The sequence below is a fragment of the Paenibacillus contaminans genome, from assembly GCF_003285015.1.
Taxonomy (GTDB): domain Bacteria; phylum Bacillota; class Bacilli; order Paenibacillales; family NBRC-103111; genus Paenibacillus_V; species Paenibacillus_V contaminans.
In genome coordinates this window covers 90019-115370 of sequence record NZ_QMFB01000013.1, presented here as the reverse complement: position 1 = coordinate 115370, position 25352 = coordinate 90019, and the positions used below count along the sequence as shown (strand labels likewise).

The window sequence follows — 25352 nt, the reverse complement described above, 5'->3', positions numbered from 1 at the left end:
CCGTTTTATCGCTGGTGCATTTTGATGTGAAAATATGAAGGAGGATTGCGGCAGCCATGTTGATTAGCTATAGACCAAGACGTATTTTACGTATGTGGATCGTTTATTTTCTCTTAATATCTATGGCATTTGCGGAAAGCGTTATCCAAATCCGGCCGGTGCACGGAGAAGAAGCGTTGTTTACCGACACGGCTTCCTCATACGCGAAGATGGAAATTGACTATTTGGCCAAAGCGGGGATTTTATCCGGCTATGAAGACGGTACGTTCGCGCCGAAGAAACCGTTAACGCGCGGGGAAATGGCAAAGGTACTGGCCATCCTGCTCGATTTGCCGGAAAAACCCGGCGCGGCGGAGCGCTTTACCGATATAGAACAGGATAGCTGGTATCGCGGTTATGCGGGAGCGCTTTTCGAGGCAGGCATTACAACAGGGACTTCCGATTCCACCTTTTCACCAAACGCTTATGTGACGAGAGAAGAGTTGATTGTCTTTTTTATCCGTGCTTTCGGCTGGGAGGAAGCAGCTTTAACATCGCTCGTTAAGGAAGCTTCATGGGCGGATGGAGGGCTTATTGCCGACTGGGCGAAGCCATCTATCGATCTTGCTTGCCGCATCGGATTTGTGGGCGGTATCGAGAATGCCGACGGTTCTTTGAGTTTTAACCCGAAGGGGAATGCGGAACGTCAGGCGTTGGCGAGGCTATCCTATCAATTTGTAACAAACCATAGCCGATTTATGGAGCAAATGGAACGGATCGAATCGGAGCAAAAGGCCGGAAAGAGCTCGACGCCAAGCGGCGTCACTGTCACGCCGAGTCCGACGCCGAGCGGCGACCCGTCCACGCCGAGCCCAACGCCGAGCGGCAGTCCGTCCACGTCGAGTCCGACGCCGAGCAGGGGCCCGTCCACGCCGAGCCCGACGCCAAGCGGTAGCCCGGCTACCTCGAACCCGACGCCGAGCAGCGGCACTGCCACGCCGAGCCCAACGCCGAGCGGCAGTCCGTCCACGACGAGCCCGACGCCGAGCGGGGGCCCGTCTACACCTAGCCCGACGAGCGCTCTGGAAATTGTTCGGAATAACGAGCCGAATGCTGTGATCGTCATTGCCGAAGGTGCGGATGCCAGAACGGTTGACGCCGCCGACACGCTCGCTGAATATGTGATGAAGGCAACCGGCGCCGCTTTGCCGATCGCGTTCGATAACCAGTTGAGCAGCATAAACGGTCAACAGGAGTATGTGCGTATTTTTGTCGGAGAAAGCAGCTTGCAGACGGATTACGTTCTCGATGATTTGCTTGCGGGTATGGATGGGGAAGGGTTCATTATTTATCCTTATGCCGATGAGATTGCCATTACAGGACCGACTTCCTTGGGGACGCAATTCGGTGTATACGACTTTCTTGAGCGCTTTGTCGGCGTTCGCTGGCTGATGCCGGGACCGGACGGCGAAGATGTGCCGCAGCATGCAAGCTTGCTTGTCCCCCGGCAAGAGATAAGGGAGGAGCCGGCGTTTATTTCCCGGCAATTTTTCGAGTACCACACCCCCGACTGGGATGACTGGCAAGAACGTAATCGGATCCATGAGCGAATTCAATTTCATCATAACATGAACAATTTGTTCGACCCTGCGGTTTACTGGGCCGATAATCCGGATTTTTACCCTGGAGGAACGGTCCCGGAATCTTGGTACGATTGGCAGCCTTGTTTCTCCAATCCCGACACGATTACTGCGGCGGTTGCATCCATTAACGCTTATTTTGACGCTAACCCGCTTAGCGAATCCTATTCGCTCGGCATCAACGACAGCTCGAATTTCTGCGAGGCGCGGCCGGATCATCCTTTGTATACCGGAGCCACGAACTCGATCGGCCAGCCCGATATGTCAAATATTTATTATCCTTGGGTGAATGCGGTAGTAGAAGGCGTGCTGGCGGAGCATCCGGACAAGTATTTCGGTTTGCTAGCTTATGGAAGCGTCTATGACGTTCCGACGAATCTGCAATTAAACGATCATGTGATCCCTTATATTACGGACGATCGTATGTCTTGGGGCGATCCCGCAACGGAGACGATCGGCAAGCAGCACACGGAGGCGTGGAAATTAAAAGCCGCCAAGCTGGGCTGGTACGATTATTTATACGGATCTCCGTATGCTTTGCCCCGCGTGTATAACGAGAGGATGGCCGAAAACTATCGGTACGCGCTGGATAACCACGTCGTCGCTCAGGTTGCCGAGTTGTTTCCCAATTTCGGTGAGGGACCCAAGCCGTGGCTGTCTGCAAGGCTGCAATGGAACCCTGAGCAGGATGAGGAGCAGCTGCTGAACGAATGGTACGATCGCGCCGTCGGAGCGGAGGCCGCTACCTATTTGAAGCAATATTACGAGATATGGGAGCAATTTTGGTCTGAGCGTATTTTTCAAACCGACTGGTTCAATAGACAGAGAGGCAACTTCCTAAGATTCGATCTGGCCGATTATTTGGAAGCCGTCACGGACGACGATTTAACGGAAAGCAGAAGCTTGATGGAGCTTGTCGTCAAAAAAGCCGGAACCGCAGCGCAGAAGAAACGCGCCGAACTGTTGATGAAGACGTTCGAATATTACGAAGCGTCGGCTCTAAGCTATGCCAAGCAAGGAGCGGTAGCCGCGCCGGCGGATTCAGCCGAAGCGCTTTCCATGCTGGAGCGGACGATTGTCAGTCTGGAATCAGCAGAATTCCGCTTGAATTATCTGCAAGAATATAATGGAGATCCGGTTCTCGGCCAATCGATCGGGCTTTCGAATCAGTGGTTCGGCTTGACGAGCGGCAAGTTCGCCGCGTTGACGGACTGGATTGCCCAAGAGCCGGACGGCGGGGCTGTCCGCAGCAAATTAATCGAGCTGACAGGAACCCATGCAAGCCAGTGGATCCGCGACTACGCGCGGTTCTTGTACGCAGCAGGAACGAACGAGCGGCAGCTCGTATCCAACCCGTCGTTTGAATATGCGTCGAACGGCAGCGAGAAAGCGGCGCCTCCTTGGGTATATTGGGGGACGGCGGAGCGATCCGCCGATGTGGCGAGGACAGGGCAGTACAGCCTGAAAGCGAGCGATTTGAACCCGGGAGGAGTGTTTCAGAATTTAGTATTAGGCCCGGGAAAATATGGCGTCATTTCACACTTTTATAGTCCTCCGGGCACGCAGACGAGCAGTTGGGGACGAGTTGGCGTCACTTATTATGACAGCAACGGAACGGCACTCGAAAGCAGGTACTCCGAAGGGCCGCGGATAGAAAATTATGCGGGAAGCTGGGCGGCGATCGAAATGATCGTCGAGGTCCCTTCGCAAGTGAACGGAATCGCTGTAGATCATGCAAGTGTCGGCCCGTTATTCTGGCAATTGCAGCCGCAAACGGCCGTATACATTGATGATGTGGCGGTTTACAAGCTTGATACTCCTATTCGGACAGACAAAGTCGTTTCGGTTCAAGCCGAACAAGGTCAAGTGAAAGCCGTGCTTTCGGGAATATCGGGGGCTTCCGTTTCAGCGGACGATTTTGAAATCCGCCTGTCCCTGGATCAGCGATTGGAAACGATGGTTACAGCGAGCGCCTATACCTGGGATGCAGGCAATCTGACCGTCACTTTCACGGTGCCTGAGCTGGAAGGCATGAATCATCTTCAAAGCGCGGTATACATGGTTTCTTATCAAAATACCGCATTTGCGCAGGCTGCGCCGATGATCGTGCCGGCTTTGCAGGCAGGACCGCAGCTGCTTGTCAACGGATCGTTCGAGGCCGGAGCTGACGGCGCTCCGGGCTTGGCTCCTCCATGGAGCTACGGCAATGAGATGGCGCGCACGGATGCGGCTTTCCGGACGGGAGCAAACAGTTTATCGTTGACCGGCGCCAATCCGGTGGGGCCTAGCCAAGCCGCCGACATCGCACCGGGGAAATATGTCGCGAGGTACTCTTTTTACACGCCTGAAGGAACGAATACGGGGAGCTGGACTAGGGCAGGCATCTCCATCCTGGATGCGCAAGGGAATGCGATATCCAGCCAGTACTCCGATGCGGTGTATGTAGGCGAAAATGCGGGCGGCTGGAAGCTTGTAGAATTCGTTTTCGATATTATGCCGGAATATAACGGGGCTGCGCCAAGAAGTTTGCGCATTACACCTACGTTCTGGGCAATCGGGGATGGAGTAACCGTTTATTTGGACGATGTCGAGTTGAACAGGTTGAGCCAGTTGGTCCCGCAAGTGGAATCTGTCTTTATCGAGGATGGAACGGTTAAGGCGAAGATGACAAAAGCGCCGGCTGCGATACCTGGGGCGAATGACTTTTTGGTCCATCGCTCCATTGATCAAAACCCTGAGGCGGCCGTCGCTCCGAACAGCTATTCCTGGGATGCGGCGAGTTTGACGGCGTCATTCGTCATACCAGAAGCAGAACGAGCGTTAACCGTGCAAACCGTCGTATACAGCGTCTCCTATCAAAATTCGGCTTTTGTACAGTCTGCCCCGATGATCGTGCCGGCTTTACAGGCTGGGCCTCAGCTGTTAATCAACGGATCGTTTGAAAGCGGAGCGGACGGCGCTCCGGGTTCGGCGCCCCCATGGAGCTATGGAGCTGAGATGGAACGTACGGCTGCGGCCTTCCGGACAGGTTCAGCTAGTTTATCCTTGACGGGAGACAATCCTGTGGGACCAAGTCAAACTGTCGACGTAACGCCGGGGAAATATGCCGCACGATACTATTTTTACACGCCTGCAGGAACGACAACCGGGAGCTGGACACGGGCAGGCATCGTTTTTCTGGATGCGCAGGGCAATGCTTTATCGTGGCAATACTCCGATGGGGTGTATGTCGGGGAAAATGCAGGCGGCTGGAAGCAGGTGCAGTTCGTTTTCGACATTTTGCCGGACTATAACGGAGTTGCTCCGAGCAGCGTGCGCATTACGCCTACCTTCTGGGCAATCGGGAATGAGGTAACGGTTTATATGGACGATGTCGAGCTTGCCAAGTACGAGTGAGACATCTAAAAAGCGGGTCGACGGATGGTTTCCGTCGGCTCGTTTTTGTGTATAGAGGCGGGGATCGATAGGTAATCGAGAAACCTATTGCTATTGAGCTCCCTCGGTGTTGTCCGAATACGCCCACTTGGAGCAAGGAATCGAGGTTCCCCTTACGCTGTAGTCCGAAATTCCCTGCTTGGAAAAGGGTTTCACCGGTGTGCCGAGCCAAATAGCCGTTGTAAACAGGTTTTTTCGGACTGCAGGCGCCGTAGGGTACCCGGATTCGATTCTAAATGGGTCAAATCGGACTGCAGCTTCCGCGCGCGGCGTTTCGCTGCATAAAGACGAGTTGTCGTCCGCATCCGCTTCCTGCGCGGTGTGAAAAGTTTGGAGGCAGCCGGCGGCTTCATAGAGAAATTCGGAAAAGACGCTGCGTAGACATTTTTGCGAAAAATGCCTAAGTACGGGTTGCGCCTTCATCTTACCCTGCAGCCAGCTGCGGCATGAACGTTTATCCTCATAAGATAACTAATGTATAGGAAGTGATTATTCCCGTGCAAGAGGCATGAAAAAAAGATATAATGATCTATATGTGATTACGTGCGGCTATAGGCCGTATTGCAACTTGAAGGCGTTTTCGACAGGGGGAAACCAATGCTATGAATAGAAGGTCATTTATTAAAATGCTGCTTTCCATGCTGGCTGCCGGAACAGCCGCATTTTACGGCGTATTTAAGTGGTTCGGACCCGGAAGCGAGCAGCATCAGACGGTAGGGCCGCCGACAGGAGAGCCGTCCGCATCGCCGTCGCCTTCAGCTTCTCCGTCGCCGGAGCCGAAGGGAGAAGCGAATGATACCGAGCCGAAGTTGTCGTTCATGATTTTAAGCGATTTGCATATCAACAGCGGCATTTCGGAGCCGAGCGACAAGCTGCGCAAAGCGCTCGACGACGTCCAAAGCTTCGAGCCCAAGATCGAGACGCTGCTTATTACAGGCGACGTTACGGACGCAGGCACCGATGCGGATTATCGCGAATACAACAAGGTAATGAAGTCGTATAAAAATTTGCCGCCGGTTCACGCCAACATGGGCAATCACGATTATTACACGATCTGGATCGACAAGGACGGGCAGTGGAATAAGGACGCGATGCCGAACGGCAAGACGGACGAGCAGACTCGCCAAACGTTCATGAAGCAATTCGGTATCGACAAGGTATACCATGACTTTACCGTAAACGGCTACCACTTCATCATGCTATCGCAAGAGACGTACGTGCAGGAGAAGCCGGAGGTCGGCGAAGGCGCCTGGTATTCCGACGAACAGATGAACTGGTTCAGGGAGCAGCTGGCGAAGCACAAGGACGACTCGAAGCCTGTGTTCGTCATGATTCATCAACCGCTGCCGGCTATCGGCCAGGACGGCGGCAGCCACCGATTGATCCGCGCCAAGGAGTTCCGCGAAATTTTGAAGCCGTATAAGAACGTATTCGTATTCTCGGGTCATCAGCATCAGGACTTCCGCAACGGAAACCCTCACTATGTGGAGGAGACGTTCCACTGGTTTATGAACGCATCGGTCGGGCGGACGCTAAACCGCAGCTACCAGCAGGAGAAGAAAGCGACCTCGCAGGGGCTGTTCGTGCAGGTGCATGGCGACAAAGTCGTGCTGCGCGGCCGCGAGTTTATGGACGGCTCGTTCATTAAAGAAGCGGATTGGACGGTAAAGCTAAAATCTGCTAAAGTATAGGCGAAAAGGGACGGCATGCGAAAAAGGTGTAGAGGTAAGTGCGTAAAAGGAGCTTATACGGCTTCGGAGCGGATTATTGGCTTCCAGCCTTCCATTGAACTCTCGTTCCGGGATCGGATTTTAAGGTTGAACGAGAGTTCAAAAGGCGGCCCGTAAACTTTCCAGCGAATAATCCGCCCTTCGCCGAATCGCTCTTGAACAGCAACTACCGACTTCACCTTTTTCGCATGCCGATAAGAAAGGAATAAAAGGATGACCACTAAGTTAAACCAAGAGCTGCAAACCGAAGTCGCCAAACGGCGGACGTTTGCGATCATCTCTCACCCGGATGCGGGTAAAACGACGCTGACCGAGAAGCTGCTGCTGTTCGGCGGCGCGATCCGGCTGGCAGGTTCGGTTAAAGCAAGGAAAGCGAGCAAGCATGCCACCTCCGACTGGATGGAAATCGAGAAGCAAAGAGGGATCTCGGTTACATCGAGCGTCATGCAATTCGATTATGAAGGACATCGCATCAATATTTTGGATACCCCGGGTCACCAGGACTTTTCCGAGGATACGTACCGGACGCTCACGGCCGCGGATAGCGCGGTTATGCTTATAGACTCGGCCAAAGGCGTCGAGGCGCAAACGAAGAAACTGTTTCAGGTTTGCCGCAAGCGTGGCATTCCGATTTTTACGTTCATCAACAAGATGGACCGCGAGGGACAAAGCCCTTACGACCTGCTGGAAGAGCTCGAGCAGGTGCTTGGCATCCGTTCGTACCCGATGAACTGGCCGATCGGCTCGGGACGCGACTTCCGCGGCGTGTACGACAGGGAGAAAACACGGCTTGAGCTGTTCAAGGGCGAGGAGCATACGCATATTAGCGTACGCGACGTAAGCGGCCCCGAGGATCCGCTCGTGAAGGAAATTGCCGGCGAGTTCCTCCACCAGAAGCTGTGCGAGGACTTGGAGCTGCTTGACGTGGCTGGCGATCCGTTCGATATGGAGAAGGTGCTTAACGGCGAGTTGACGCCGGTTTTTTTCGGCAGCGGGATCAATAACTTCGGGGTACAGACGTTCCTCGACAACTTCCTGGAGCTGGCGCCGATTCCGGAGCCGCGTAACAGTACTTCTGGGAGCATCGAACCGACGGAGGAAAACTTCTCGGGCTTCGTGTTCAAAATTCAAGCGAACATGAATCCGGCACACCGGGACCGCATCGCGTTTCTGCGCATCGTTTCGGGCAAATTCGAGCGCGGCATGAGCGTGCGCCATGTACGTGCGGGCAAAGAGATCAAGCTGGCGCAGCCGCAGCAGTTTCTGGCTCAGGACCGCGACATTGTCGACACGGCGTACCCCGGCGACATTATCGGCTTGTTTGACCCGGGCATTTTCCGGATCGGCGACTCGCTCAGCCAGAAGGGCGACATCATGTTCGACGAGCTGCCGACATTCTCGCCGGAGTTATTTTCCAAAGTAACCGTCAAAAACGCGCTCAAGCATAAGCAGTATCAGAAAGGCATCGATCAGCTGACCGAGGAAGGCACCGTCCAGGTGTTTACGACGATCGGCTTCGAGGATACGATTCTCGGCGTCGTCGGTCAGCTCCAGTTCGAGGTGCTCGAGTACCGGATGAAAGCCGAATACGGCGTCGACATTCAACTGCAGCGAATGAGCTTCCAGTTCGCCCGCTGGATCGTCGGCGACAATATCGATGCCGGCAAATTCCGCATCAACTCGCAGCTCGTCAAAGACAAGAAGGGCAACTTCGTCGCCCTGTTCGAGAACGAGTATGCGCTTCGCACCGCGATGGACAAATTGCCGGACGTCAAATTTTTGGAGACGGCGCCTTAAGCGGCGCTGTCTTTTTTTCGAGGCGCATCTTCATTGGCCTAAATTTCATACACTCATGTAAAGACGGCAGTTTTATAACTATGCCGTCTTTTGTTTTTGGCTATGTTAAATTCTAATGTTGATATTTGACCATAAGAAAACCGCCTTGGTGAAAAGGCGGTTTATTAAGCTTTCGTCCCCCATTAGTGGAATGAGCGGTATAGCTTAATTTATTAAAACTTACGTTTATGATAGGGGATACCATCACCATCTTCACAATAGGATTTGAGACTATAAAGGAAAATAGCCCAGTTGTAGTTACAGGAGCGATAAAATGGCGTTACTTCTTTCCAGTTCATATGACGCAAAGTAATAAAAGATTTCCCGTTCTTCTCTTGAATATCAAAGGAAATAATCGTACCAATCCATTCCGGATCTGAATCTATACACTGCCAAACGACTTTTTGATTAGTGATCAATTCCTCTATTCTCATCTTAGTTATGTCATTGCTGCCAAATCGAAATTCATTAATAAAGCCAATCTGATTATTAATAATGAGTTCATTGGTCCATATTTCCGACAGTCCTTCAGCGGTGGTTAAAGTTTCATACACCTTCGACGCTGGAACATGTACGGTTTGCAAGTGCTCGATATTTGCCATGCCTTACTCCCTTCTAACTGCAATAATTCATGTTTGATGCTTATGATAACATATGATGAATATAATAGTTTCTTGTGGATTGCTATGTTGCAGTTTACGGCGTACTTCCCAAGTCGTACAAAATCTTGAGAAGCCAAGACCAATTTTTCGGTCTTGGCTTTATGTCTGTTATATTTCAGGCATACAAGTAAAGAGCCCATTATAGTGCCATCCGGAATAATTGACAAAGGATCTGCGCATGAAAGTAACCTTGACATCCCCTCAGCTGCTCTGCGGCGGACAAAGAAAAAAACGTTTACAGCCATGTTCGGCGGAGGGTAAGATTACCCTATATATGCCCGTCCCGCTAAGGGTGTCATTGGAGGAACTATGCGAAAAGATTGGTTTTACCGGCTTTTATTTTCGTATCTACCCATCGTTTTTATGATTGGCTTGAGCCTGCTGCTGCTTTCCTATTTAACATTAAACGAGATGTCCAAGCGGTCGGCGGTCAAGGCGAGCGATTATCTTGCGCAAACGGTGATTCAGGCAATTGATGAAGCCCTGCAAGTCATCGACGATTCGATGTATCGCGAAATTGAATCCAATGAAACGATACATCAATTTTTTCAACCGCTGCCCCCTGTGCAAAGACAACACTCGGATTACCAAACGGTTGCCGCCCTCAAGAAAATTATGACCGAAAATGAGTTGATCGATTCGGTTTATCTGTATAGGGTGAGCGATCAAATGGTATTGACCCAGTCCACATTAATTGGAATAGACGGTTTCGGAGATAAGGAATTTATTGGACGGATGATCGGAACACTGAAGCCGTTCGTTTGGGAAGGGCGCAGATCGTACAGCGAACATCCAAGTGAGGAAAGGAAAAACGTGATCAGTCTGGCCAAATTTGTGAACCTTACAAATCGAAGTCTGCTGGTTGTAAATGTGAGCCCGGAACGACTGAATAAGCTTATTCAACGAATGTCCAAGTCCGAATTAAATTTCATCGAGCTGGTCAACAGTGACAACAGCGTGATCGCTTCCAATTATTTGGCTGAACATGCTTCAACAAACGGTTCTCCCGGCACCCCGCAATCGGGAAAATTATTATCGAAAGCAACCTCCGAATATACCGGCTGGTCGGTTCGAAGCGGGGTTTACAAAAACGGCATCTTGGAGTGGGTTTCCTCTTTGTTTTATCTATGGGTTGCCTTCGGTTTCATCGTTATAGCCCTCGCGGTTATCTGGCTTGTTTATGTCACGAGACGGAACTACCGGCCGATTCAAACGATTGCCAACCGGATCGCGGACTATTCCAGGCAGAAGAGGCAGGAGCTCAAGCAGGACAACGGAACGGACGAGTTCAATTACATCGCATCGGCGATCGAAGAATTGTTGGATCGTTCCAGCGTGCTGCAGGAAGAGAACGATGAGAATCTTGTCTACCGGAAACGGCAAACCTTCCTTAATTTGCTGGACGGACATACGATCGGACGAGGGAAAAGCTGGACAGACGAAATGGAGCGGTTCGGCATGAGCGCTTCGGTCGGCGCTATCCTCGTTGCCGTCGTGGAAATCGATCGTTTCACGGATTTTACGAACCGGTATAACCGCGGGGACCAGCAGCTCCTTAAGTTCGTTCTGAGCAGCGTAAACCGGGAGCTCGCCGATTCGGAAAAAATTCAGGCTTGGTCCGAGTGGCTTAATCCGCGGCAGATGGCTATACTTTACGTGATGGAAAACCCGGCGGGAGCCGAGACGGAAATAAGGCTTTTATGCGAGAAGCTTCGGGCGTGGGTGGAGCATAATCAATCGTTCACGATTACGATCGGCATTGGGGCCTGCGAGAAAGGGATGGAATACGTTCAGAAGTCTTACGCGAGCGCTGTTAACGCATTGACGTATAAGTCCTCCCTCGGCACGAATCGTCTGATAGGATCTGACAATTTGGAGTCCGTTCCGCAAGTTGAAATGTTCAAGCAGTTGCAAAATATACGAGCTATCTGCCAGGCATTCCGTTTCGGCGAAGGCGTTTGGGAAAATCATTTTCGCGGATTGATCGGCAATTTCAGAGGGCAGCTGTTCTCTCTGGAGGATTTGCGCAGCATGCTGAACTATCTTGTTTTTCATCTGCACAAGGAAATCATCGAATTGCCTGCGGAATTTCAGGAAATTTGGAATGACGACATTCATGGTCGCTTAATCGCAGCTGTGAGCCGGATTGAAACGCTCGACGAAAGCTGCGTGGAATTCGAACAAGTACTACGGGAAGCCTTCGAGCAAATGCAGGAGCTGCGGGAAGGCAAAAACAATCATCAAATCATTTTGAAGGTCAAGCAGTACATCAGCGAGCATGTTGCAGACCCGGATATGTCCCTTAATCATCTAAGTGATGAATTCGGATTAAAGCCGGGTTATTTGAGCCGATTGTTTAAAGAAGAGTTCGGTGAGAATTTTACCGAATATGTCGCCCGGGAGCGGATGAACAAGGCAATGGCAATTCTGAAGGGGAATTCCTCTGTGACGGTTCAGGATATTGCGACAGCCGTCGGCTACACGAATTCATTAACGTTTATTCGCACATTCAAGAAGTATACGGGCACAACTCCTGGAAATTATCGGAAGGAATTGTCCCAGTAGGAATTTGACGATGCATACAAAAACGTCTATTCGCAAAAAGTTGAACTGTCGAGTCCGGATCGCGCGATCGCCAAGGCGGAAGTCTTGAGCCCAGTCGTACCGGGCTTTTTTACGTGCGATTAGAATTTTGATTATGGTTATAAAACCGTCAATTTACAGAGGTTTTTTCGATGTGATAGTTTTGTTGACGACAGCCATGCCGGCAAGGCAAAGCTGTCAGTACAAAAAAACAGGAGGGGTTAAAATGGCAATAAAACGACCGCGATGGAAAGCTTCAAAAACGTTCTCGATTTGTTTACTGACCGCTTTAGCTGTGACGGCTTGCAGCAGCTCGGGGAATGGCGGAAGCGGAAGTTCTCCGTCCTCAAGTCCGGCGGCGGTTAAGGAAAGCGGATCCGCTGCTTCCGAGAAGCCGAATGACGCCGTATATGCGGAGAACGGATTACCCAAGGATCAAAAGGTAACCTTGAAGGTCGGTTTTTTCGAAGGCGGCATGGGGCGCGAGTGGTTCGATTATGCGATGGATTCGTTTAAGAAGAAGTTTCCGAACGTCAGCTTCGAAGTCGTTTATTCCCCGGAGATTGCAGGTATCACGAGTACGAAAATTTCCGCCAACAATAAAGACGATATGTTCGATATGTTCTCGGGCGGCCTGCCCGGCGGTAATGATGCGATCAACGCTTTGGTCACATCGGGCAAGCTGGAATCGCAGGAGGATCTATGGGACCGCAAGGCGTATGACAACGGAGGCAAAACGCTTAAAGAATTGGCGTATCCAGGTTATTTCGAGGGCGCTCCACGCATTATGGGCAAAACCTATGCGCTGCCGAACGCAGGATATGGAACAGGTTTGTTCTACAACAAAAAGCTGTTTGCCCAAAACGGCTGGAACGAGAATCCGAATACATGGGACGAATTCGTCAAGCTAGGTGAAGATATCAAGGCGAAAAATATCATTCCGATTTCTTATCCGGGCGTATATCCCGAGTATCTCCATAACGCATTCGGAGCATGGAAATACTTCGAAATGGCCGAGATTAACGGTAATCTGAAGAGCTTCGACGATGCGTTTCGGAATTACAAGCTGCCGTATTATTCATCTCCGGAAGCGAAAGCGGTCTGGGAGCGTATTTATGAACTCGGTAAGAAAGGGTTTTTCCCGAAAGGAGTTGCAGGGCTGAATCATACGCAATCACAGATGCAGGTTCTTCAGGGAAAGGCTGCCATGGTTGCCACGGGAGTGTGGGTTGGAAACGAGATGAAGGATTCGACGCCGGACGGCTTCGAGTGGGGCTTCATGGTCGTGCCTATGGGTAATAAGCCGGATTCGACGAAGTGGCTGCGGTTTTTCGCTGCAAACGGGTTTTACATTTGGTCGGAAAAGCCGGATTTGAACAAGAAATGGGCTAAAGAGTTCAACGTTTGGATGTGGAGCATGGACGTACAGCAGTTGATCTCGGAGAAGGGCGGAGCGATGCCTGTGCGCAATGACTTCCTGACGGATCCCAAACGTGCTGATAAATTACAGGACGCTGTGAAAAACATGCTTGCATACATGGATAAAAATAAGGTACAAGGCGAGACAGAAGCCCACAACTTCGTTCTGACGGATCCGGCTGCCGCTCAAGCGGGCAAAGTCATTCAAGAAATGATAACGGAGGTTACCGAGGGTAAGCTAGATCCGGTTCCGCTGCTGGATAAAGCCGACGGTTTTATGAAAAAAGCGATAGAAGCGCAGAAGAAGTAGATTCGGTATGTATAGAAGCAGTCCGGGCGCGGGAGCGGGCAAAAACTCCGGCACCCGGACATAAGGAGGAGTTGCAGCTTTGAATGAGCGAATGGGAGAAGGACGCCTTCCCGATAAGCCGCTCAAAGCGTGGCTGCAGCGGTCGCAGACGCAAAAGCATATTTTTCTGTTGATTGCTATTGTCCCCGCTCTAGGCGGATACTTGATGTTTACGCTGTATCCCAATTTCGTATCCATTTATTATTCCATGTTGAACTGGGACGGCATTTCTCCGCCCGAGTTCGTCGGTTTCGATAATTATATCAAACTGTTCCAAGACAGCTACGTGTGGCGGGCTTTGTCTCACAATGCCGTTCTGATGCTTTGCGTGCCGGCATCGGTCATTATGATATCCTTACTGCTTGCTTATTTATTAACCAATAAATCGTATAAAGGCACGGGCTTCATGAAGGTGGTGTTCTTCTTCCCTAACGTGCTGTCCAGCGTAGTCATAGCGCTATTGTGGTCTTTTATCTACGACGGAAGCTTCGGCTTGCTCAATTCGCTGCTGCGCGTTATCGGCATCGAAACCGGGAATTATTATTGGCTGGGCAATACGGATACCGCGCTATGGGCAATTATCCCTCCTGCTGTTTGGGCCGGCGTTGGTCTATACATCGTCATCTTCTCGAATGCAATGGCGACTATACCCAAATCGCTGTACGAAGCTGCCATTTTGGAAGGTGCTAACCATATGACGCGGTTGTTTCTGATCACGATTCCGTTAATTATGCCGATTATTCGGGTCAGCGTATTGTTTCTTGCACTAGCTTCGCTTAAAGGGTTTGAGAATGTGCTGGTCTTGACGAACGGAGGACCGGCCGGCTCGACGGACGTCATCGGGCTTTATATGTTCAATCTGGCATTCGGCAAGGAATATCACAATTATGGGTATGCATCTGCGATAGGAATGTTTTTGTTTGTCATCCTTGTCCTCGTCAAGCTTGTAACGGATAAGTTTTTCGCCAACCGCTCGGCTGAATATTGAACCGCGGGGCATGCAACGAGATGAGTGCCTGAAAGGGGTATTGGAATTGTCTGAACGCAGAACGGCCGTCGACCTGATCTGGTGGTTGATCCTAATCGGTTTCTCCATATCGATCTTGTTTCCGTTAATATGGATTCTCTACCAGTCGCTCAAGACGAACCGTGAATTTTTTCAAGATGTGTGGCAGCTTCCTGAGGTATGGAAGTGGCTGAATTATGCAAAAGCATGGGACAAATTCCATGTGGGGACGGCTGTATTAAACACGGTTTATTATGTGGGGCTAAGCCTGATCATTAGCTTAACTCTGACGTCATTGAATGCCTACGCCTTGACCCGGATCCAGTTTAAAGGCAGGAAGCTAATCTGGGGAGTCATCATGCTGTCTCTGTTTCTCCCCGGTCTTACCGCGTTGATTCCTCAGTACGTGCTGATGCGGGAGCTGAATCTGACCAACAGTTTGACGGGGCTTGTCATTCTGGACAGCTTCGGTGAAAGCGCATTCTATTTATTGCTGCTTGGGGGATTTATGCAATCGCTGCCGAAAGAGCTGGAGGAGGGGGCGTTTATGGACGGGGCTTCCCTTTACCGCGTATTTCTGCAAATCATAGTTCCGTTATCCATGCCGGGTATCGTAACGGTAGCCATCTTCAAATTTTTGGAGCTGTATAATAATTTCCTTGGTCCTTTTATTTATTTGAGCGACCAAAGCAAGTACACCATGGCCGTTAATATGTACCATGCTAACAGCACGATGCAGTATTCCGCCGATTGGGTGACGCTGTTTGCAGGCGTACTGATCACGATGGCTCCCTCCGTGCTTTGCTATATCTGGTTCCAGCGCTCGATTATGGAGGGGGCGACGCTTGGAGCGGTCAAAGGCTAACTGAGGAGACGATTTTCCGGCTGATAGTACTCGAATTATAGGAGGGTATGACTGTGATGCTTATAGGCACACGAAAGACTAAAAGCATATGGGCGAGGCTTCTGGTAATCGTTCTGTTCGCTTCCGTCTTGCAGCTGAATGGATGGGGGCATGTGAAAGCCGTTTACGGCAAAGCCGAGTTAAGCGATATCGATGCGTCCTATGCCAAAAGCGAGATCGAAGAGCTTGTCGAAGCCGGAATCATCTCCGGCTATGAAGACGGCAGCTTCGCTCCGGCGAATCCGATTACGCGAGCGGAGCTGGCCAAGATCATTGCCGCCATGCTTGGTCTGGAGCCAAAGCCGGCGAATGCCGCACATTTCACCGATGTGGCGGAAGACAGCTGGTATATAGGCTACATCGGGGCGCTAGTCGACGCGGGGATTACGCAGGGGACTTCGGAATCGGCGTTCTCGCCTGACGGGTATGTGACTCGAGAAGAAATGATCGTTTTCTTCATCCGCGCTTTCGGTTTAGAGCAGAAAGCGCTTCAGTGGAAATCCGATGTCAAATGGTCCGATGCGGAGCGGATTTCCAAGTGGGCGAAAGCGTTTGCCGATTTCGGCTATCGGATCGGATTCGTACGAGGTATCGCCAATCCGGACGGTTCGCTTCGTTTCGATCCGGGAGAACGCGCCGAACGGCAGGCGGTGGCCCGGCTTGCTTTTGAGTTCATAGCGAATCAGAACGCGTACCTGAAGCAAGCTGAAGCCATAGCTGCCGTGAAGCCGTCGGCTTCACCTTCGTCTACTCCTGCGCCGGGCCTGTTATCGGAACCTACTACTGTGCCTTCGCCGGCTTCGACGCCAACTTCGACGCCGACGGTTGCCCCGACACCGACCGTGACGCCTGAGACAACGGCTAGCCCTTCGTCGAGCCCGACACCGGAACCGACGGCGACACCGTCTGCATCGCCGCTCGACATCGTCCATAACGGTCAGGCCAATGCGTCGATTGTCGTAGCCTCGGATGCGGACGATCGAATCCTTGCAGCTGCCAATACGTTAGCCGAATATGTGCAGAAATCCACCGGAGCGTTATTGTCCATTGTCACCGAAGAGCAACTTTCCGGAAGTAACGGACAGCTTCAGGACCAAGTACAGATTCATATCGGCTCAAGCGGCTCGCAGCCGGACTCACATCTCGACGGACTGCTGCAAGATGTGGAAGGGGACGGGTTCGTTATTCATTTTCACGATAACGGAATCGTAATAGCCGGTTCTTCCGTCTGGGGAACACAATACGGCGTGTTCGACTTTTTGGAGCGGTATGTAGGCGTTCGCTGGCTAATGCCGGGGCCGGACGGAGAAGATGTGCCGCAGCAATCGGATATTCGTATCCCGCAGCGGGAGATCAGGGAGGAGCCGGCATTCGCTTCGCGCGTGTTCAGCCCGATTCATACTCCCGTAACGCCTGAAAGACCTTATCCGCTGCAGAGCGTATGGGCGGAGAGAAACCGCATGCATTTGCAAATCGAATTTCATCATAATCTGGCGCTTTTGTTCCCGCCCTCCAAATATCGAAACAGTCATCCGGAATTTTATCCGAATGGAGTTGTGCCGGAAGACAACGCGGATGTCGGCTGGCAGCCCTGCTTTACAGAGCCGGGTACGGTTACCGAAGCGATCTACAATATCGTTCAATACTTCAACGAAAAACCGGACAAAACCTCTTATTCGCTAGGCATTAATGATGGAAACGGGTTCTGCGAAGCTAATCCTTCCCATCCGAATTATCCGGACAAACTCAATTCGGTCGGGCTCGTGGATATGTCTAATATTTACTACAGCTGGGTAAACCAGGTGGTTGCTGGCGTGCTTCAAGTACATCCGGATAAATGGTTCGGCCTGCTCGCCTACGAGAACGTAACGGACCCGCCTGAGGGCATGAAGCTAAATCCCCGAGTCGTCCCGTTAATAACGAAAGACCGGATGGCCTGGGCAGACCCGGATATTCGCGAAGCCGGACAATCTCAGATGGAGGCATGGAGCCTCGTGGCGGATCATTTGGGCTGGTACGACTACAATTATGGCGCTCCCTATACGCTGCCCCGCATGTATACGAGTCTGATGGCGGAAAATTACCGGTTTGCAAAGGATCACGGGGTAATCGCCCATTATTCGGAATTATATCCGAACTGGGGGGAGGGACCGAAGGCGTGGATCTCGGCTAAGCTGCAGTGGAACCCGGACTTGAACGAACATGAATTGCTGCAGGAATGGGCCGACAGGGCTGTAGGGGCAGCCGCAGCTCCGGATTTGATCGCCTACTACCGGCATTGGGAGCAATTCTGGACCGATAGGGTTCAGCAATCCCCTTGGTTTCAAGTCAATAAAATGTTGACCTATTTCTATTTCGATACGGCTTCCTATCTGAAATTGGTGACGGAAGCCGAAATAGCCGAGAGCAGAAGTCTGCTTCAATCCGTTGCAGCCAAAGCGGTGACGGATCAGCAGAAAGCGCGCGCCAACATGCTTCTTCGAGCGTTCGAATACTATGAGGCATCGGCGCTCAGCTATCCGAAGGATGTCTTGCCTCCTGCTGACGCCCAGGCAGCGCTCAATATGTTGGAGGATGTCGTTCAACATGCAAACGATAAGCTGGTGGCGGCGGAACGCCGGTATGCTTTGGTTGACGAGTTTAAGAACGATCCCATATTGGTGCATCAGATTGATCCGCGCTCGTTCGACCTTAGATGGTCAGGTTGGAATCCGCATTTGTTCTGGCGCTTGTCCGAATACGTCAGGCAGCATGAGCCTGCCGGCGGGACGGTAACGGCACGGCTGAGCGAACTGACGCAGACCGGCGAAACGGCCAAGATGCGCGAATACGGCAAGCTGCTTCTGACAAGCAGCGAAGGAACATTTCCGGTTAACGACAATCCGTCCTTCGAATTCGGTACGGGGACCGACGCCTTGTCATGGGTGTACTGGATCAGGGCCAGCGGCAGCATCAAACGGACTACGGAGCTGGCGCATTCCGGTCAGTCAAGCCTCGTCATAAGCGGTTTGGATCGCGGCGGTCCGGCGGAAATGATCGCGGTCAAGCCGGGTCTGTTTGCGGCGAGGGCTTACTACTACACTCCTCCGGGCTCGCAAACGGACGGGTCCATTCAGTTCGGGATCAATATGATCGATGCGGACGGAAACGTCTTGTCCGCTCAGAAATTCGACGTAGAGGCATTGAAGAATACAATGGGCGCATGGGCATCGCTTTATCAGCTGCTGGATGTACCGACGGAGATTAACGGCAAGGAAGTCAAGACGCTTCAGATTGTTCTGATCGTCAATAATTTGACGGACGGCACCAAGCTTTATATCGATGATGTAGAGACGTATCAAGCGCCTGACGGATTAAATTTTGAGAACACCTTCTGGAGCCGCGTGGACTTGTTAACAGGTAACGATCCTAGAAGCGAAGCGATGAGACAGGAAATGGAGGCGGCTGCCCAAAATCCGGAGCCCAACGAAGAGCGGGATTTTGCGAGATTGCTTCTGGAAATCACCGGCGGTACGGCTATTTCATCCCCTGCTAACGACTCCTTCGAGTCCGGCACGAATACAACGCCGCCGTGGGCGTATTGGGTGCACAGTACCGGCAACATGCAGCGGGATACTTCTCAATCCTATTCGGGGCAGGCCAGTCTGAAGTTGAACGGCTTATATCGCGGCGGTCCGTTTCAGACTTTCGATGTGAAGCCGGGGGGGTTTGCGTCGCGTGTGCACTATAAGCCGGGATCGGGTTCGACTAGCGGCGGCACCGTACAGCTAAGCTTGAATTTGCTGGATGAGCAGGGCAACGTACTGTCCTCGCTACGCTCCGCGGTGCGTCCAATACTTGCGAATCCAGGGACTTGGTCGTCAGTCGATTGGGTCGGCACGATTCCGGACCAGGTGAACAATACTGCGGTTGTTCAAGGACAATTCGTAGTCGTTGTGGATAATTTGGGTGACGGCAACAGCCTGTATGTGGACGATGCCGTGTTTTATCAGCGCCTTGGCGGGTGGGACCTCCTGAACACGTTCTGGAAGCGGGTCGACTACTTGGCTCAATCCGGAGCGGGCAGCATGGAGATGCAGCAGAAGTTGACTTTGCTGGCTCAAAGCCCGGAGATCTCCGAAGAGCGCGACTATGCGCATCTGCTTCTGGAGATCGCCGGAGGAACGGCTCTCGCGCTTGCGGCTAACGACTCGTTCGAAGCGCAAACGGGAGCGACGCTTTCGACTTGGGCATTGTGGGTGCAATCTATCGGCGTACTACAACGGAGCACGACGGTGTTTCATACGGGGCAAGCCAGTTTGCGGATGAACGATTTGGATCGCGGAGGACCGTTTCAAGCGTTCGATGTGAATCATGGGGCCTTTGCGTCTCGTGTGTACTACTATGCGGAGCCAGGGTCAGCAAGCGGGGGAACCGTACAGTTAAGCTTGAATTTGCTGGATGCGCAGGGCAATGTATTATCCACGCTGCGCTCCGAGTCGTCTCCAATCACGGCGAATCCAGGTGCTTGGGCATCCGTCGATTGGACCGGCATGATTCCGGCTGAGGTGAACAATACTGCGGTTGTCCAAGGACAATTCGTAGTCGTCGTGGATAATTTGGGAGACGGCAACACCCTGTATGTGGACGATGCCGTGTTTTATCAGCGCCTTGGTGGATAGGATTTTCTGAACACGTTCTGAAAACGGGTCGACTACTTGGCTCAATCCGGAACGGGCAGCACGGAGATGCAGCGGAAGTTGACTTTGCTGGCCCAAAGCCCGGAGATCTCCGAAGAGCGCGACTATGCGAGTCTGCTTCTGGAGATCGCCGGAGGAACGGCTCTCGCGCTTGCGGCTAACGAGTCGTTCGAAGCGCAAACGGGAGCGACGCTTTCGTCTTGGGCCAGCCAATAAAATCATTCGCAGGCTGCAGACAAAATTTTAATGGAAGGAGTTCGTATGAGCACCTTAAGACCGTATAGCCTCTTATTGCCGGCATCTATTCCTGCGTTTGTCGGGCACGAGATGAACATTTATTTTGACAACCTGATACCAGGGGACGACGGAAATTATGAGTTCGAAGTCGTGTGCGAGATTGGACGCCATCAGAATGAGCGCTGGACAGTCGTTCCGGAAAAAGAGGGGCTGTATGCGTTAACGATTCATCTTTACAGCCTGGATGGCGAAAGGCTGGCATCGGCCGACTCGACCGTGACGGTAGCCAAGAGAACGACGGAGAATGGACCGATGCGCAAGGCCCTGTTTATTGGAGACAGCACGACAGCGGCGGGGGTGTTTACCGAAGAGCTGCTGCATTTGTTCGATGACGACCCGCTCAGGCTTACCCTAATTGGAACCCAGGGCACATCGCCCAATGTCCATGAGGGGAGAGCTGGATGGAAAGTCGAGTCGCATTTTTCAATGCATGAAAGCGCATTTGTTATTGAGGGGAATTTTGATTTTGCGAACTATATGCAGGTCAACGGGTTCAGCGGACTTAACCATGTGGGAATATTTTTGGGCATCAATGACGTGTGGCATTGCAAGGATGACTCGTCGATGCAACAGCTTATGGACAAAGAGATGCCTATGCTCGAAGAGATAGTCCGGCAAATCCGGCATTATGATGCCGGGATCGCGATCGGGATTATGTTGATCATCCCTCCTCCGCGAACCCAGGACGGTTTCGGAAACAGCTATGGCACGAAGCAGACAAGGCGACGCTATAAACGAAATGTCTGGATGTGGAACCAGGAGCTGGCCGGCCGTTTCGGCAACAGGCATGCGGAAAGCATTGAACTGATTCCGCTTCACGTGAATCTAGATACCGTCCATAACATGCCGGGCGTCTGGGAAGAGGCAAACAGCCGTAATTCTAAGCAAGTTTGGCGCCAGAACGATGACGTGCATCCGACTGTCGAAGGATACCGTCAAATTGCGGATACGATTTATTACTGGCTGCGGACGTTGTAGGCGATGGTCAGGAAATCCGTCGTCCATTCCCTGGAAGCCGGATCGTATGCGGTTTTCCCACGGTTCCGGAATAACCGACGAAGAGGCGTACATCGCCATGGTCTAAACAATTAGGTTTTTAACACGGACGGGTGATGTTGTCGTCAGGTACCATAACGGGCAGCTACCCGTCCGTACCATTTAGAATCGATAGGAGCTGGGAGGCAAAATGAGTTTACGTGCGGGAGCGGCGAAACGTGAAATTACGACTGGCGAGCCGAATGTTGTCATTAACGATCCTTTGTTTGCCAAAGCGCTGGTCCTCGACGACGGCGGCACGAGGGTCGTCATCATTGCCATGGACGTACTGGCGATCGGCGGCCTTGGCGACGTCAAGGATGATTTCATGCCAAAGCTGCGAAGCAGGATTGAAGATGAGCTGAACATACCGGGCTCGAATGTGCTTGTGAATGCGTCGCATACGCATCCGCAAGGCAGGCTGCTTTGCGACGATGCCGAGCAAGTCGAACGGACGCTCGCGGCGGTTCGGGAAGCCATGCGGAATATGACGGAGGTGACGGCCGGGTCCGGCTATGGGTATGAAGACCGGTTAACGTTCAACCGAAATTTAAAAATGAAAGACAACAGCCATTGGACGGTACGTTACGCTTTTCCTTGTCCGCAGGATAGCGAAGTCTCGGGCGTCGGGCCGATTGACCCGGAAATAGGCGTCATCCGGATCGACCGATTGGACGGTACGACATTGGCGGTCGTTTATAACTTCGCTTGCCATCTGCTGGTCGGGGTTCCCGAACGCGGGGTGACGGCTAATTTTCCGGGCTTTGCCTCCAAGGTCATTGAAGAGAATTTGGGGAACGGCGCGATGGCTTTGTTCCTGCAAGGAGCCGGCGGGGATATTCTGGAATTGTTTTTTAAAGACGTCCACCGCCCGAGAAATTGCGAGCCGATGGGAACGATGCTTGGCCTCAGCGCCTTGAAGGCGGTTAGAGCCATCAAGACGAAGGATGCCCGTCTAAACGTCCTGTCTGAGAAGATCCGGCTTCAGCGGAAAACGGATATTCCCGACCGGATCCAGACTCGATTGCGCGATCAGGCCGAGCTGCTGGCTTCGCTTAGAAGCACCAGCCTGAATTTCAAGACGTTCCTGCCCTTGTATTTGAAATATGCCCTCAATCCTGAGTACCCGTCGGATTATTCGTATCGCTATTTGCAGGAGCAGCAAATCGGTTCGAAGGAGCTGGTTACGATGGACGCGCACAATCGGGGCAACATCGATCAATATGTAAGGAATATCGAAACGATGGAAAAGCTGATCCGCATCCAGGAAGACGTAGATACCTTGAGGTACCATCTTGCATTAAATGAAGAGGCGGGGGAACCGACGGCGGAAGCGGAGGTGCAGGGCATCAAGATCGGCGGCTGCGCGATCATTACGGCTCCAGCCGAATTGCTTGTCGAAATCGGACTCGGCTTAAAGAAAGCTTCGCCGCATGAGCATACGCTGGTATCCGCCTTCTCCAACGGTTATCTTCACTACGCGGCTCCGGTTTATCATTACGACAAGGGCGGCTATGAAGTCACCGAGTGCATGCTTGGACCGGAATGGCAGCAGACATACGAAGAGAAGGCGCATGAGATTTTGCGAAAGCTAAAAGGTGAATGATGGGATGAGCAAATCGTGGAAGGCCAAATGGATCATGGATCGGGCTTTCGCAGGCTTGGATCCTATCGAGCTTTATCGCAAGGAAACGGCTTCTCCCGTTCCTCACAAGCATAGAGCCGAACTGAAAAACCACCATATGCTGGTCAGAAAAACATTCACGGTGACGGGCGACGCTTCGGACGCCTATCTGGACATTACGGGTGACGACTATTACAAAGTTTATATCAACGGGTGCTTCGTCGGGCAAGGCCCTGCCCAGTCCCCCTTTTTTCAGTACAATTATAACCGCTACTCCGTTTCCTCCTTTCTTCAGGAGGGCGTTAATGTCATCGCGGTGCATATTTATTACCACGGCTTGATCAGTCACGCTTACAACAGCGGGGACTACCGCCAAGGTCTCTTTGCCGAGCTTTCCATTCAGGGCCAAGTCGCCGCAGCGACAGATGCCACTTGGAAATATGCGATTACTAAGGAATACGGAGACGGACATGTTGTCGGCTACGATACGCAGTTTATGGAAAATATCGATCAGAGGGTCCATATGGCAGGTTGGTTGGAGGCCGGTTTTGACGACCGCGGTTGGCAGCCGGCCTTCGAGCATTCGGAGGATGATCACCGAGTCGTGCTGCAACCAACGCCGCCCGTTTCCGTCTATGAAGCGGAGCCGTTTGCAATCGTGTCCATTGAGAATGGGTACTTACTCGACTTTGGCCGGGAACTGACAGGTCAGCTCAGTCTATCGGCCAAGGGCGGCGCGGGTCAGAAGTTAGAGGTTCGATACGGGGAAGAGCTGACGGATAGCGGCCGGGTCCGTTATGAGATGCGGTGTAACTGTCTCTATCAGGAATGGTGGACGTTGTCTGGTGGCGAGGACGCGTTCGAAGGATTCGATTACAAAGCCTTCCGCTATGCGGAGGTGCTGACGGAGCAAGGCGTAGAGGTCGATCCCGGAAGCGTGAAAGCCATCATCAGGCATTACCCGTGGCAAAATCAGGCTTGCGTGTTTGAGTCCTCCAGTCCTCTGCTGAATGCGATTTGGAGCATATGCCGGGATGGAGTGAAATACGGTTCGCAGGAACATTATGTGGATTGTCCGTCGAGGGAAAAGGGGCAATACCTGGGCGACAACACTGTTATTACGCATGCGCATGCTTATTTGGCCGGCGATTTGCGGCTTTTTCGCAAGTCCCTTCAAGATTTTGCGCTACTGGCAAGGCGAGTATGTCCGGGAATGATGGCAGTCGCTTCCGGCAGCTACATGCAGGAAATAGCTGACTTTTCTTTCCAGTGGCCGCTGCAGTTGCTGCAATATTACAAGCAAAGCGGCGATTTGGAGTTCGTCCGGGAAATGTATCCGGTTGCCGAAGCTATGCTGAAGCATTTCGAAACGTATCGCCGGGACGACGCTCTGCTTGCGAACGTATGGGACAAATGGAATTTGATCGACTGGCCGGAAACGATGCGCGACGGTTACGATTACGGCCCTGACCGCCCGGAACGATGCCATAACGTCATTAACGCTTTTTACTACGGCGCAATGAAGGCGACGGCGGAAATCGGGGAGCTGTTGACGGGGAGCGCATCCGGCCGGCTGCAAGCGGATTTGGCGGTTGTCAGACAGGCGTTTCTAAACCGGTTTTATAACAAAGAAACGAAGCTATTCGTCGATTCCGAGCAATCGGATCATGATTCGCTGCATGCGAATGCGCTGCCTCTGCTATTCGGTTTGGCACCGGACGAGGCACGGCGGCCGATTGCAGCGCTTATACGCGCCAAGCGTTTGAGCTGCGGCGTATATATGGCGTATTTTGTGCTGAACGCTCTCGCCGAAGCGGGAGAATATAGTCTCCTTTACGAGTTGATCACTTCGGATGACCTCCATTCCTGGTCGACAATGGTGAAGGAAGGAGCGACGACCTGCTTCGAGACGTGGTCCAAGGAATTAAAGCCCAACGCCAGCTTGTGTCACCCTTGGGCAAGCTCGCCGATTCCGGTTCTGATCGAACATCTGATCGGGCTTAAGCCCGCGATTCCCGGCTGGAAGCAAGTTTCCTTCAACCCTCGCCTGCCTCCGGAGCTTCGCGAAGTGAAGCTCGCCTTCGATACGGTCGCAGGGCGATTTGTCTTTTCCGCTATTAACGGGCATTACGAGCTCATCGTACCGGAAGGCGTTGCGGTCATATAGAAGTCAG

General features: G+C 52.2%; 13 protein-coding genes. 12 read left to right on the top strand and 1 reads right to left on the bottom strand.

The window, feature by feature from the left end:
• The first annotated feature begins 56 nt into the window (after nt 1-56).
• From DQG23_RS21745 to DQG23_RS21730, 3 genes are all read left to right on the top strand, one after another.
• The gene (locus DQG23_RS21745) at nt 57-5015 is read left to right on the top strand and encodes a DUF4838 domain-containing protein (protein WP_113032988.1); all 4959 of its coding nucleotides are present in this window, start codon (nt 57-59) and stop codon (nt 5013-5015) included.
• Nucleotides 5016-5656: 641 nt separating this feature from the next.
• A complete protein-coding gene (locus DQG23_RS21735; protein WP_113032986.1) occupies nt 5657-6745 on the top strand; it encodes a metallophosphoesterase family protein in 1089 nt (362 codons plus the stop codon).
• A 252-nt stretch (nt 6746-6997) separates the two neighbouring features.
• A complete protein-coding gene (locus tag DQG23_RS21730) occupies nt 6998-8581 on the top strand; it encodes a peptide chain release factor 3 (protein WP_113032985.1) in 1584 nt (527 codons plus the stop codon).
• A 212-nt stretch (nt 8582-8793) separates the two neighbouring features.
• Here DQG23_RS21730 and DQG23_RS21725 read toward each other — a convergent pair whose 3' ends face one another.
• A complete protein-coding gene (locus tag DQG23_RS21725; protein ID WP_113032984.1) occupies nt 8794-9222 on the bottom strand; it encodes an SRPBCC family protein in 429 nt (142 codons plus the stop codon).
• A 369-nt stretch (nt 9223-9591) separates the two neighbouring features.
• On the opposite strand from DQG23_RS21725, the gene DQG23_RS21720 reads away from it, so the two are divergent.
• The 9 genes from DQG23_RS21720 to DQG23_RS21680 all read left to right on the top strand — a co-directional run bounded on the left by DQG23_RS21720 (nt 9592) and on the right by DQG23_RS21680 (nt 25345).
• Nucleotides 9592-11847 (top strand): helix-turn-helix domain-containing protein, encoded by a 2256-nt coding sequence (locus DQG23_RS21720; RefSeq protein ID WP_113032983.1) that lies wholly within the window; start codon nt 9592-9594, stop codon nt 11845-11847.
• A 244-nt stretch (nt 11848-12091) separates the two neighbouring features.
• Nucleotides 12092-13594, top strand: coding sequence for a type 2 periplasmic-binding domain-containing protein (locus tag DQG23_RS21715; protein ID WP_158560628.1), 1503 nt, complete (start codon nt 12092-12094; stop codon nt 13592-13594).
• 79 nt (nt 13595-13673) lie between these two features.
• Nucleotides 13674-14621, top strand: coding sequence for a carbohydrate ABC transporter permease (locus DQG23_RS21710; RefSeq protein WP_238177969.1), 948 nt, complete (start codon nt 13674-13676; stop codon nt 14619-14621).
• Between the two features lie 46 nt (nt 14622-14667).
• Nucleotides 14668-15504, top strand: a complete 837-nt coding sequence (locus DQG23_RS21705) for a carbohydrate ABC transporter permease (RefSeq protein ID WP_113032981.1) — start codon at nt 14668-14670, stop codon at nt 15502-15504.
• Between the two features lie 56 nt (nt 15505-15560).
• Nucleotides 15561-20204 carry a DUF4838 domain-containing protein gene (locus tag DQG23_RS21700; protein WP_238177978.1) on the top strand — a complete coding sequence of 1548 codons (4644 nt, stop codon included), beginning with the start codon at nt 15561-15563 and terminating at the stop codon, nt 20202-20204.
• 36 nt (nt 20205-20240) lie between these two features.
• Complete coding sequence (locus DQG23_RS21695; protein WP_113032979.1) at nt 20241-20438, top strand: hypothetical protein; 198 nt, start codon at nt 20241-20243, stop codon at nt 20436-20438.
• A gap of 45 nt (nt 20439-20483) precedes the next feature.
• The gene (locus DQG23_RS21690; protein ID WP_158560626.1) at nt 20484-21497 is read left to right on the top strand and encodes an SGNH/GDSL hydrolase family protein; all 1014 of its coding nucleotides are present in this window, start codon (nt 20484-20486) and stop codon (nt 21495-21497) included.
• Nucleotides 21498-21705: 208 nt separating this feature from the next.
• Nucleotides 21706-23160, top strand: a complete 1455-nt coding sequence (locus DQG23_RS21685) for a hypothetical protein (RefSeq protein WP_113032977.1) — start codon at nt 21706-21708, stop codon at nt 23158-23160.
• Nucleotides 23161-23164: 4 nt separating this feature from the next.
• Nucleotides 23165-25345, top strand: a complete 2181-nt coding sequence (locus tag DQG23_RS21680; RefSeq protein WP_113032976.1) for a family 78 glycoside hydrolase catalytic domain — start codon at nt 23165-23167, stop codon at nt 25343-25345.
• The last annotated feature ends 7 nt before the right edge of the window (nt 25346-25352 follow it).

Coding starts and splice junctions, on each gene's coding strand:
- DQG23_RS21690 (WP_158560626.1), top strand. CDS start 20,484: ATGAGCACCTTAAGACCGTATAGCCTCTTATTGCCGGCATCTATTCCT.
- DQG23_RS21715 (WP_158560628.1), top strand. CDS start 12,092: ATGGCAATAAAACGACCGCGATGGAAAGCTTCAAAAACGTTCTCGATT.
- DQG23_RS21700 (WP_238177978.1), top strand. CDS start 15,561: ATGCTTATAGGCACACGAAAGACTAAAAGCATATGGGCGAGGCTTCTG.
- DQG23_RS21685 (WP_113032977.1), top strand. CDS start 21,706: ATGAGTTTACGTGCGGGAGCGGCGAAACGTGAAATTACGACTGGCGAG.
- DQG23_RS21680 (WP_113032976.1), top strand. CDS start 23,165: ATGAGCAAATCGTGGAAGGCCAAATGGATCATGGATCGGGCTTTCGCA.
- DQG23_RS21725 (WP_113032984.1), bottom strand. CDS start 9,222: ATGGCAAATATCGAGCACTTGCAAACCGTACATGTTCCAGCGTCGAAG.
- DQG23_RS21735 (WP_113032986.1), top strand. CDS start 5,657: ATGAATAGAAGGTCATTTATTAAAATGCTGCTTTCCATGCTGGCTGCC.
- DQG23_RS21745 (WP_113032988.1), top strand. CDS start 57: ATGTTGATTAGCTATAGACCAAGACGTATTTTACGTATGTGGATCGTT.
- DQG23_RS21720 (WP_113032983.1), top strand. CDS start 9,592: ATGCGAAAAGATTGGTTTTACCGGCTTTTATTTTCGTATCTACCCATC.
- DQG23_RS21730 (WP_113032985.1), top strand. CDS start 6,998: ATGACCACTAAGTTAAACCAAGAGCTGCAAACCGAAGTCGCCAAACGG.